We start from the raw sequence: 11,455 nt of genomic DNA on the forward strand, positions 1-11,455 counted from the left end.
GCCTAATACATTAAACAACATTTAAAACAAGAATTAAGTATCTTGAAAATAGTTTTACCAATCCTAATTAATTAAATAAACAGCATACATTCATCTTCATCACCTATAGTTAGGTTAGTACCTAATTTTGAGGAATAGAGCATGAAATGGATGATGACTCTTACGACGTTGTCGTTAATAGGGATTGTAATCACCGGTAATTCAATTTATACAGAAGTGAAACTCTTTCGTTCGAATGACAAGCCATCTGAAATAACAGCAAGTATGTATCGTTCGTTAATTTGGCATAGCGATATCTATAAAGAAGAGCAATTTTTAAATACGGCACGAAGCTACTTCAGCGATGGCATAATTGATACCCGTGAATACAGTAAATTAACTAGCTTAGCGAATAAAGTTGCTGGCCCAATTATTTACATTCAAGAAAACGATGAGCAGCTGTGGCATGCACGGCTCACCTATAAAAAATACCTTGATGATCAAACTGCCGAACGACTGGCAAGCTTACATTGATGAAAACTGGTTAATCAGTGTTTTAAGCTCAACTATAGTAGGCTTACCACTGAGGTAATTTGTGTCAAGATGATAGCTATTACCTAGCCAATAAGGCTCTTTAGTGGTGTTATGACCGTGCACTGAAAAATCGATACTTGGGTTTATTACTGGCTTCTTTGCTTTGGTTAAAGCTCTATCCCAAAGTAGTAAACTAATAGCTTTTTCTTTATCTTTTGTTGGATTATTCCAATCCCAATCAGCGCACGTGGTATGCGAGAGGCCGATTTTTATACCAGCGTATTCAACAAAATAAGAAAGAGGGCATTTTAGAAGTTGCTGAAAGACAAATTTAAGCTCTTCATCGGTTGCTTGGGTGTGCCAATGGCCGCCATTTTCAACCCATAAGCGATAATAATCTTCATTATTTGCTAATAATGATTCAAGTAGCATGTGCTCGTGGTTACCTAAACACATGTTTACACCCAACTCTTTAAAACGTCTTAATAAAGCAATGCTGTTATCACCCCGGTCTATTACATCGCCGAGTGAAAAGAGAATATCCGTGCTTGGATTAAAATTGACAGAGCAGAGCGCCTGTTCAAATTTAGTTAAATCTGCATCTAAATCGCCAATGACAAAAACACGCTTATGTTCAGCAATTTGCAGCTTAACTTGAATAGGGTTTTGTGAGGCATGCTGGCTTTCAACTAAATTCAAAATAGATTCCTTTAAATGTTCAGTGGCTTAAGAGTAACATAACTCGTTGCCATTTAGGCAGTGGATGGTTATTATAAGAGCTCATTTTTAGGAGTAGCCGCCAACATGAACATCTAAACCTGTTATCCAATTTCAATTTATCTTTTTGGACCAACAGGGTTAGTAGGCGTTGCTCACTATCACTTACATTATATTCCTTCTCGTGTGATCAAATGCCTAATACCAATTCTCTTAATTAAGTTGTCTATTTTGAGGCAATAAAACATCGTCGATAACAAGGCAAAAATTTCGTTATTAAGTTGTTCTTAATGAGATATTTTTAACGAAGATAGCGGCAGGTTTTATCCCTCAAAATGATTAAGTATTATTGTGAATTGGTATCACTGCCCCTGTAATACAGGAGGCACTATGCCACAACTTCAAGCTTTCAATTTATGTTATCAACATGGCAATGGCGATGTTGTATTTAACGACCTTTCATTTTCTCTCACTGCAAAAGTTACTGCGTTAGTTGGCAGGAACGGCTGCGGTAAATCTATATTAGCGTCAATACTTGCTAAGCAAAAAAAGCCAAGCTCTGGCACGGTTGTTTATAATTCAACCCTTGGCTTTTATGAGCAAATGGACGATGTAAATCAGGCTGATAATCTAACAATTGCAGAGGCTATTGGCTTAGAGTCTATGTTTAATGCCCTTGAAGCGATAAACCAAGGGCAAGTTACAGAGCAAAATTTAACTTTGCTAGAAGACAATTGGGACTTACCAGAGCGCTTTAAGGCAGAGCTTTTGAGGCTAGGTGTTAAAAGCACTGATACTGAAATTTTGAGTGACTGTAAAGCAAGCAAATATTTAAGCGGCGGCCAGTTTAGTCAATTAAAGCTCTGGGCGTTATTTAACTTCTTTAATCACGATATTTTAATACTCGATGAACCTTCAAACCACCTAGATGCACACGGTAAGCGCTGGCTTATAGAGCAAATTAACAAATTCAAAGGACAAATATTACTGATTAGTCACGACCAAGAATTATTAGAACAAGCACATGAAATATGGGAACTAACAACCCTTGGTTTAACACAATATGGTACGTGTTTTTCACAATACCAAAGTCAAAAGCACAAGCAAGTTGCTGCGCTTGCAAACAAACTAAACCACGTTGTTAAACAGCAAACTATACTCAAAGCAGCAGAGCAATTAAAACAGCAAAAAACACTTAAGCGAGCAGCTCAGGGCGCAGCACTTAGAAAGTCTGGTAGCCAACCTAAAGTGTTAATGGATGCGAAAAAAGATAAAGCCAGTGCAAATTTATCTTCGCAAAGTAAAAATACCGCTAAGCGAGAAGGTAAGCTAAATAGCAATAAACAACAATTTTTAAGTCAGCTTGAACAAGTGAAAGCCCAACAATTTTATTTATCGCAAACAGATGAGGCTAAGCATCACAAAGTACTCAGCCTGGATGATGTAGTATTAGCATATGGTGCCCAAAAGTCGCTAACTTTTCAGGTGTACAGTGATGATAAAGTTCATTTAGCTGGCGCTAATGGCGCCGGAAAATCAACCTTACTTAAAACTCTTATAGGAGAGATACCAGCTAAAGTAGGGGAGTTATATTGCAACCAAGCTCTTTATTATTTAGACCAACATTTTACACTCATAAACAACGAGCTAACCATGCTTGAAAATCTCATGACTTACTGTAAAGATTTAAGCCAGAGCACCGCGCGAACTTTACTTGCAAGTATTGGCTTTAGAAAGGATGCTGTATTTAAACACGCCGCATTTTTGAGTGGTGGCGAGAAAATGAAACTAACCATGTGTATTGTTAGTAATATTGAAAGCACTGCATTCTTGTTATTAGATGAGCCTGATAATCACCTAGACTTTGAATCAAAACAGTTATTAGCAAAATCATTACAAGACTTTAAAGGTGGGTTTATAGTAGTAAGCCATGATAAGTATTTCGTAGAAAGTATCGAGTGCAATAAGATAATTGTCATATAAAATATACATTTAAAAATTACCATGCTAGGGTGGTTGTAGGTTTATTACAAGGAATGACAATGAATTTTACAGCCGCTTACCGCATTTTTATTGCTTTATTCATGCTGATTGTAACCGTTGGTTTAGGCATGAAGCTCAATGATTTTACCTCTGTAGTCTTCGTGTTTGTGCCGTTATTATTGATGCTAGGAGCTACATTTATACCGTTTTTTAAAGCACGAAAACTACGTTTAGTACTCTTTGCTGCACCTATTGTTATTCTCTACAGCGTAGGTTTTTACCCATGGCTTACTAATTACCAAGAAGTTGCCGTTTCATCATCAACCTCAACACTCGATTTTATAAACATACCGTTTTGGGCCACCATTTATGGCGCTGGTTTTGTGGTTCTGCATGAAATAGCACTAGGCGTTGCTAGGGCGTTTAATTGGGCGAAGTGAAATTCCCTAAATACCTTCAAGATCATACCCCTCAGTGGCGTTATTGGCTTTGTTTAAATGCACTTGGCTATTCGGCACTAACTTAAAGTTAGAGCGTTTAGGGTGTTTGGGTAAGGGAATTGGAACTGTCATCGTTACCAGGCTTTAAGTAAAACACTGGTAACGAGTATAAAATTTAGGGGATTAGCTTTCGGCTGGAAATGGGTTTACATCGTTAAATTATCTTAAGCTTGATTAAATCGTTAACTACAACATCAGGTAATGATTTGATAAAAAATTTTCCTTCACGTTGGCTATATGTTAATTCAGCAACCTCACGAAATACAAGTAGTGCCGTATCATCATTATATTTTGAATCATAATACAGGCGATGTGAAATTTCCGTCATGAGTAAGCAAGTATAGACCCCAAGTTTTGTGAAAAGTGTTATTTTTAAAATGCTTTTGTACTCATCACTTTTAACTTTAGAGAGAAATAGGCCTAGCATTTTTGTTTTATCTATACATGAATAAAAGGGTTTCGAAAAAATCAATTGTCTTAGCGCATTACTGTTTATTGGTTTTAAGTCAATATTGTCATGTGGACGAAACAGCTCATAGTAATATTCTAAAAAGAGGTCTAATTTTATAATTTTTTTGTCTAAAAATTCGCTATCAGTTTCTTTTATAAGAGATTTATACAAATTAGAGCTATCCAACTCCAAAAAGCATCTTTTTTCATCATAAGCAAATAATACGGTTCTATTAAGTTCAGTCTTAATTTCGCCTGCGACATCAAAAACAGCATCTTTGATTACACTAAAGCTTTGAGTGTCCGATTGTTCAGTAAGTGCCTGTTTTGTCGCAGCAAGCTCAATACGGTTATCCTTCCATACCAAGTAGAGAATGAACACTGAAATTGCTGAGAGTAAAGGGGTCGCTATTCCACTTATAAACGTCGCGGTATTGGCCCAAACGGTTAGCTCATTTGAAACTGATTTTCCAAATGTTCTTATAAAAGACCATGCAGCAACTAAAAGGATAATGATTGCAAAAATGATTAAAGCTTTTAAGTAATCTTTTTCTGATGGTGTTTTTATCATGTTACGCTTTGCTAGCCTGATTAAATGTTTAAATATCAAGACAATCAGGAGCTAAGTCAAGGTTTAATGAAACTAATGCATAAGAAATAGAGCTATCTATAGATAAGTTTAGTTCTTGTATTAAAGCAGTTTTATATTCACTATCGCTGTTTTGGATCTTGTCTATTAGGTAATAGAATGATTTGACTTCTGGGTAGTCTTGAAGCCGTGTTAAAAATAGAAGACAGAAAACATCATAAAAAAGGTCCCTAATGCTTTGTTCGGAGTTTTTGGGGAAAGATTTAAAAAATGTAAGAGGGTCGAAGTCAAAACCACGCATGTGTGCAATTAATGCACCGCGTACAATCAAAAACTCTAGGGACGTTTTAAAACCTCCTATTTTTTCATAAACGGTGTCAGCATATTCTTCAGATGATATTTTATCTGCATCCACATAAATAGATAGTGTTGAGTAAAAGTTATTAATATTACGATCATTTATTGAGTGTAGCCGTTCAAGGAATTCGAAAACAAGGGTTGAATCAAGTAAATCTGCTATTCGCTGTTCTTTTTTAATCTTTTGATTCAAATTCAAAGCTTGTCGAGAAGTTATCTCTATATCATCTTTTTTTGTTGATAAAGAATCTGCTTGTTAAGTTGTTCTCTTGTACTTTCCATCTCTTTCTTGGTGGTGAGCCAAGTTAACGCTATAAAACTATGGACGCAAAAGTTAATATTGGGGTTAAAATACCATTCAAGATTTGCGCAGTATTTAACCAGGCCTTTTCTGTTCCTAAGTATGTTGGAAAGTCTATAGCAAAAGTAACAACAAAAATTGACAATAATGCGGTAGGTATTATTAAAAAGAAAGGTAAGACTTTGATAAACCAACCTAACTTTTTTGTTTTCTGTGACATCAACATTCCCTCGTAAAAAAAATTCCTTTTTACACGAATCTCTATTACTTAACAACTAAGCAGCGCCACGTATCGAGCGAATAATTGCGCCATTACTTTGAATGTTCGATACAACAACACCCACAACTTCACGCGCAATGTCTTGGCCAATAAGCTGAGTATTTTGTTCATTTGCTGAGCCTTGTACATTAGTTTTGGTATAAGCCATGGAGTAGGGCATGACAGTCGATGCAAACTCAATAAACTTACTTTTCTTGAAATTGTACAAATTAGTGGCGCGTTCGCCACCGTTGCCGCAGTGAAAACAGACATTACTTAGATAAAAAAAGTAATCAAAAAAACTCGGTGAAAAAATAACGAAACTACAGGATAAATATTGCTATCTGAGACATATTTAAAGTTCGTTAGACCGAGTAACGCTTATGAAGCTAAGCCCAATGCCTAGCTTAAATTAAGTGAATAAACAGATAGTTTAAGTAGACTTTGATTTGGAAATAACATTAAGTTAAATTGACACTTAAGTATAAGGAAGAACAGAACACTAAGGATAGTTTTGAAAAAATTCATAATTTATCTATTTTTATTTCCACTCGCTATTATCTCATTTGGTGCTTCAGCAAATGCAGGACTACCTATGATTATGCTTGCAGTGCCTGTGTATTCGATCTCTTTGTTACCAATAATTGCTATTGAAGCAATATACCTTCAAAAGAGTTTAGATTTAACCAAAGGACTATCGGTAAAAACAGCATTTGTTTCAAACTTAGTATCTACAATTGTTGGGGTTCCTTTAACTTGGGTTATTCTTGTTTTAATACAAATGCTGACGGGTGGTGGCGCAGCGTATGGCATAGATACATTTGTCGGCAAAATGTTAGCAGTAACATGGCAAGCACCTTGGTTAATCCCTTATGAATCTGACTTACATTGGATGATTTTATTTGCGGGGTTATTCCTACTTATTCCATTTTATTTTGTATCATGGTGGTCTGAATTTTTAGTTTCAAAGAAAATGCTTGCAGATACCGGACTCAATAAAAATGACATTAAGACTAAAGTTAGGAATGCAAACCTAATCACATATAGTTTGTTAGCGTTTTGGCCAATTGGCTGGTACGTAGTTGGCTACGTATTAATGTAACTGGGAGTTTTTGAAAGTCTAAAATTAATAAATCATTTTTATATTCAGAAATTGTAAATTCTTACAAAGCAGTTGATCACTCATTTTGATTAATTCATTACCAATGATATTCAGCGTCTAACTTACTTAAATCAAATCGTACAGCTGCCCAATTTGAATTTGTAGGGCATCTAAGTGGCTTTGGTTATAACGAACAGTAAATCATAGTCAATGAACTTAAAGCCATTACGGTTACAGGCAGTGAAAAAATTGCTTTTATATTTTTGGGAAGCCGTACAAGAAAGGCATTTCAAATCTAGGTTTGTAAAAAGTCATCGTTGTAGTCTTATTGGAATGAAGTAAGTTTGGTTGAAAATTTACAAAGTAAAAATGAGCAGTTTATAAAAAACTATAAAACCGTGAAAACCCAAATTAAGCAAAAAAGGGGCTAAAAAACCTTAAAATGGTGATTCCTATGAGAACCCATAATACTGAAGACTATAAAACAACAAGTTACGTCATTATTTCATAATCTGTAAATTTCACTGACACATATTTCAGAATCGACGTTGTTAACATCCTTCAAATGTCCATGGGTTACATGTCACTGACTTCCTTTATCCGGCTTATCCTGGGCAAGACTGCTGTTAGTCGGATGAATATTCGGAGCTTCGGTATCCTTTTGTTCGTTGTATATGCCGTCTGGCTTAAACGTTTTAGCAAGCTCCTTTTCACTGACCTGAAATAAACGTAAGGCTGATGCATGAGATGACGGTGATTCGATACGCGCAAACAATTCCTCTAACTGCATTTCCTTACGACGAGCATCCAATTGCTCAATTAACTCGTGGTCGCAATATTGGTAAACATCCGGAATGTGGAGGTTTAAAATTTTATCGAGGTATTTAGTGCCTGTGTACTCCTCAATTCGGCGAATGTGCTCTGCTTCCATTACATAAATAAGGTCTGCCCAAACTAGCATTTCTTCGGTACAGAGTATGGTGCCGTTGCGCTGACATTCTTTTTTGCTCAAACCTGCTGATCGAAAATGAATATGCGGCTCTTTAGTTGCAAAATGTCTTTCAGCAGTCTTGCTCCGATTGAGGTTTGAGGTACACAGAAACAAAATGTTCATTAGAAGACCTCCCTCTGTGAGGAATGAATGCTGTCCAACCTTGCAGCGCGGTGCAGCAATATCTGAGTTTCATCAAATAACGAGTCCACCATAGCATTGCTAACCGAGGGTGGTAGCATCAATTGCACAGTAGGAATACCTGTATTGGAGCAAGTATCTATATACAATACCTCCACCATGCCACCTTCTGCTATGCTAGATAGCGTACTTAGCAATCGGTTTATAATGAATGCAAACGGCGGTTCTATGATCAATGGCACATAGAATACGACATTATTACAGCGGTTTCTTATTCGGTTTTCGAGGGCTTGAGCTGCGGACATCGTGCTCTCCTTAAGGCAAAATCTAAGTAAAGCACGAACATCGAAGTAATACTCGGAAGTGTCACTAAAATCTCGGAAGTGTCACTAAAATATTGTGAAAAAAGATTGAGTAGGACCAAAAAAATAACAAACCATTCGCCGCAGTTTAAAATTTTGCTAAGTGTTCAGCTTAACTGGCTCATATTTGGTTTTGCTGTTTTGATGAATAGATACAGAATTTATTTGATTGAAAGCTATCTGCGTTTAAGAGATGGTCGCCGTCATCCAGTGTTATTGGCTTTAGTCTACTAAGCGGACGTTCCGCTAACTCATTTAGTGCCCCAAAAAGAGTCAGTGTAATTGCTCTAAAAATCTGCTTGGAGCGAAGCAGGTATTCAAAGTGTTAATGTATAAATAATCAATTCTCGTTATGCAATTTAAGTGGCTTCTCGTTAAAAAATTCATAAACATTTAATTTGCTAATTTCCATGCTATTTTTTATGCATGTTTTCGTAACTTAATTCTATCCATTCTCTAATAAGTAAAATCTCGGTTATAGAGTAGCCTAAATAATTGTAATTCTTATTGGCTATGTGTAAGTTATTAATAATTCGATTCATAGAATCGTATTTTGATAATTCAGGCAGTTATATATTGATTGTTTACATGAATTCTCGGTAGTACGATGTAGAACTATATTCAATAAAGGGAGAAAACATCATGGCAAGATGCACCGCACCAGTACGGGGACATAGCTCAGCGGCAGCCGAAGCAAATTGTCCTGCGTGCCGTTATAAAAGTCGTGGGTACGGCGGCTATAGTAGTTATAGCCCATCATATACGTCTTATTCTGGTACGAGTCGCTCGTCTAGTACTGGTGGAAGTAGTTCCATAAGCTCAAAACCGCGTTGGTCTAAGCCGAACTCTTCGGTTTCTTATACTTCATCTCAAATTCAATCATTAACCCCTGTCAGAGATGCTGTTGAGGTTAAAGCGACATTACAACCAGATATTCGAGATGCATTTTTATGTCATGCTTGGGCCGACCGTAAAGAGTCTGCTAAGGAGCTGCATGACTTACTCGAAGCTGCTGGTGTAAAAGTTTGGTTCAGTGAAAAAGATCTTGGTCTGGGTGTACCGATGATGAGAGCCATCGACAAGGGGTTAGCAAATTCAAAAGTAGGCCTTGTTCTGGTAACTCCAGCAATGTTGGAGCGTCTTCCGAAAGAGAGTGTCGCTGATAAAGAACTATCAGCTTTGTTAGCCGGGAACCGGCTAGTTCCAATCGTGCACAATACAACGTACGACGCTCTTCGCAATGTGAGTCCCTTACTTGCGTCAAGATCTGGCCTAGACTCTTCGGAAGATTCAATGGCTGAGATAGCTGAAAAAATCGCTGAATTAGTAACATTATAATCCGGTAAAGCATAATTCCAAAAAGCGCATGTTGTCGGGCTGGTTCTCCGCTGCGCTCTAAACCAGTGCAAATGCGAGCGTTATATCCCCGATATAGACGTTATAGAATATATCAATGTAAGGATTTAGTATGAGGATAGTTGTACCTGAAGTTCAGATTTCTGATGAGTGCGGATTTAGTCCGGATATTGATATATTCAATCGAAAAGGTTTTGGTGAAAGGCTTGCTAACCTTGTTGAAAACTCAGGTGGAAGTCCGGTTATAGCTCTAGATTCGGGTTGGGGTGAAGGAAAGAGTACATTTATTAAAATGTGGCGAGGTTACCTTGAGCACCAACGTAATCCTGAAATTAAATCTATTTACTTTGATGCTTTTGAGAATGACTATCAAAAAGACCCATTCCTGACATTGGCTTCCGAAATTTATCAACTTATCACAGTTGAAGATGAAGAAAGAAAGGCTAAATTTAAGGATAAAGCAGCAAAGGCAGCTAAGTCTCTTTTCAGAGGTGCTTTGAAAGTATCAGTAAAAGTTGGTACCGCCGGAATCGTTGATGGTAGTGCGGTAGACGCAGCAGAGAAAGAAATATCGAACTTGGTTTCGGATCAAGTTGATAACTTGATAAAAGAAAGGTTTGAGCACGCAGAAAAAGATAAGTTGGCTCTAAAAGAGTTTAGAAAGCATTTATCTACTTTTGCTAATGAAATGAATGGTGGCAAGCCGATTGTATTTATCATCGATGAACTTGACCGCTGTAAGCCTGATTTTGCGTTAGAGTTATTAGAACAAATTAAGCATTTGTTTTCAGTTAAAGGTATTACCTTCCTTCTAGTTACTAATAGAGAGCAGCTAGAAGAATCAATCAAATCCAAATATGGTCAAGGAATAGACCCAACAAATTATCTTCATAAGTTTATTAATGTATGGTTAACGATGCCCCGTGTCGCAAGTGAATATGAAGATAATGGTTATAAATTCTTACAAAGTGCTCTTTCTGTAATGAAAGAGGAAAATGAAGTTATCGTAAATGCTGATTCAGTTTCAGTACTGAATGATATCGTTAAGTTTTATCAGCCATCATTCAGAGAAATAGAACGCATGCTGTCATATTTCGCTATTATAAGTAATATGTTGGGGGATAATAGATATTACGAGAATTATCAGTATATGATTGCTATGGTATGTTATTTGAAAGCTTGCCACCCAAATTGCTTGAAACCTGTTAACGGGCAATTAGATTCTCATAATATTATTAATGCAGCGAGGTTAGACGAAATCGGATCCTTCGAGTCATATCACTCCCTTGAATATGTTAATAAGCTTATACGCTTCGATTTGGCTGACGACGCTACTAGACAAAGTATGTTAGAAGAAAGAGAGATTCAACTGAATAGAACAGTGAGAGCACCTAAAAGCTATCTCAAAACAATCAGTTCATGGTTAACAGAAATAAATCCAAGCTAGTGGTGGTATAACAAACTTGCTTTGAAAGTCCGCTACGAGCGGACATTGAATATTTTATTTTGATATATTTTTTATATTCAGAATTTACAACTTTCCCCTATATTCAGAAAAATGAGCAATTAGCGCACTATTAAATTGTTGTGTTTAAGTTTAAAGTTGGTAATAAGTGATAAAGAAAAATAAAAAACTTGCACTAAATGGAGTTGAGTTTACGGTTCTTGGAACTCTCGGTGAGGGAGGTTCTGGTGTAGTCTTCAAAATAGAAGATGATAATAAAAAATTATTTGCGTTAAAGTTGCTAAAACCTACTTCGGTAACCGAAAAGAAGTTCAGATTTATTAACGAAATTGAATTTTGTAAGGCTGCGGAGTGTTGCAATATTGTTTC

14 protein-coding genes are annotated in these 11,455 nt (G+C 36.6%); 7 read left to right on the forward strand and 7 right to left on the reverse strand.

The genetic code is table 11. The annotated features are described in order from the left end of the window. Positions 1-141: 141 nt before the first annotated feature. Positions 142-513, forward strand: coding sequence for a hypothetical protein (locus L1D46_RS17655; RefSeq protein ID WP_239977960.1), 372 nt, complete (start codon positions 142-144; stop codon positions 511-513). On the opposite strand, the gene L1D46_RS17660 is transcribed toward L1D46_RS17655, so the two are convergent. After that, the gene (locus tag L1D46_RS17660) at positions 505-1,212 is read right to left on the reverse strand and encodes a metallophosphoesterase (RefSeq protein WP_239977961.1); all 708 of its coding nucleotides are present in this window, start codon (positions 1,210-1,212) and stop codon (positions 505-507) included. The two genes, L1D46_RS17655 and L1D46_RS17660, sit on opposite strands and share 9 nt — an antisense overlap. Before the next feature lie 408 nt (positions 1,213-1,620). Here L1D46_RS17660 and L1D46_RS17665 point away from each other — a divergent pair, with 408 nt between their 5' ends. Both L1D46_RS17665 and L1D46_RS17670 read left to right on the forward strand, forming a co-directional pair. After that, positions 1,621-3,213, forward strand: a complete 1,593-nt coding sequence (locus L1D46_RS17665; protein WP_239977962.1) for an ATP-binding cassette domain-containing protein — start codon at positions 1,621-1,623, stop codon at positions 3,211-3,213. A 59-nt stretch (positions 3,214-3,272) separates the two neighbouring features. Next, positions 3,273-3,653, forward strand: a complete 381-nt coding sequence (locus L1D46_RS17670) for a hypothetical protein (RefSeq protein WP_239977963.1) — start codon at positions 3,273-3,275, stop codon at positions 3,651-3,653. A gap of 6 nt (positions 3,654-3,659) precedes the next feature. Here the strand turns inward: L1D46_RS17670 and L1D46_RS20940 are convergent, their stop codons facing one another. From L1D46_RS20940 to L1D46_RS17690, 5 genes are all read right to left on the reverse strand, one after another. Next, the gene (locus L1D46_RS20940) at positions 3,660-3,785 is read right to left on the reverse strand and encodes a hypothetical protein (protein ID WP_275668494.1); all 126 of its coding nucleotides are present in this window, start codon (positions 3,783-3,785) and stop codon (positions 3,660-3,662) included. Between the two features lie 82 nt (positions 3,786-3,867). Beyond that, positions 3,868-4,734 carry a hypothetical protein gene (locus L1D46_RS17675; RefSeq protein WP_239977964.1) on the reverse strand — a complete coding sequence of 289 codons (867 nt, stop codon included), beginning with the start codon at positions 4,732-4,734 and terminating at the stop codon, positions 3,868-3,870. A 28-nt stretch (positions 4,735-4,762) separates the two neighbouring features. Beyond that, the gene (locus L1D46_RS17680; RefSeq protein WP_239977965.1) at positions 4,763-5,302 is read right to left on the reverse strand and encodes a hypothetical protein; all 540 of its coding nucleotides are present in this window, start codon (positions 5,300-5,302) and stop codon (positions 4,763-4,765) included. A gap of 118 nt (positions 5,303-5,420) precedes the next feature. Further along, entirely contained in the window at positions 5,421-5,630 is a 210-nt protein-coding gene (locus L1D46_RS17685) for a hypothetical protein (protein ID WP_239977966.1), read from the reverse strand. 55 nt (positions 5,631-5,685) lie between these two features. After that, positions 5,686-5,838: a hypothetical protein gene (locus L1D46_RS17690; RefSeq protein ID WP_239977967.1), complete on the reverse strand. Its 153-nt coding sequence runs from the start codon at positions 5,836-5,838 to the stop codon at positions 5,686-5,688. Between the two features lie 345 nt (positions 5,839-6,183). On the opposite strand from L1D46_RS17690, the gene L1D46_RS17695 reads away from it, so the two are divergent. Beyond that, positions 6,184-6,771 (forward strand): hypothetical protein, encoded by a 588-nt coding sequence (locus tag L1D46_RS17695; RefSeq protein WP_239977968.1) that lies wholly within the window; start codon positions 6,184-6,186, stop codon positions 6,769-6,771. 583 nt (positions 6,772-7,354) lie between these two features. Here L1D46_RS17695 and L1D46_RS17700 read toward each other — a convergent pair. Beyond that, positions 7,355-7,885, reverse strand: coding sequence for a hypothetical protein (locus L1D46_RS17700; protein WP_239977969.1), 531 nt, complete (start codon positions 7,883-7,885; stop codon positions 7,355-7,357). Positions 7,886-8,907: 1,022 nt separating this feature from the next. On the opposite strand from L1D46_RS17700, the gene L1D46_RS17705 reads away from it, so the two are divergent. The 3 genes from L1D46_RS17705 to L1D46_RS17715 all read left to right on the forward strand — a co-directional run. Then, positions 8,908-9,603 carry a toll/interleukin-1 receptor domain-containing protein gene (locus L1D46_RS17705; protein ID WP_239977970.1) on the forward strand — a complete coding sequence of 232 codons (696 nt, stop codon included), beginning with the start codon at positions 8,908-8,910 and terminating at the stop codon, positions 9,601-9,603. Positions 9,604-9,733: 130 nt separating this feature from the next. Next, positions 9,734-11,068 (forward strand): P-loop NTPase fold protein, encoded by a 1,335-nt coding sequence (locus L1D46_RS17710; protein WP_239977971.1) that lies wholly within the window; start codon positions 9,734-9,736, stop codon positions 11,066-11,068. 166 nt (positions 11,069-11,234) lie between these two features. Further along, a partial coding sequence (locus L1D46_RS17715; RefSeq protein WP_239977972.1) for a hypothetical protein occupies positions 11,235-11,455 on the forward strand: 221 nt, incomplete at its 3' end.

This window comes from Pseudoalteromonas sp. Isolate3 (assembly GCF_022398505.1).
Taxonomy (GTDB): Bacteria; Pseudomonadota; Gammaproteobacteria; order Enterobacterales; family Alteromonadaceae; genus Pseudoalteromonas; species Pseudoalteromonas apostichopi.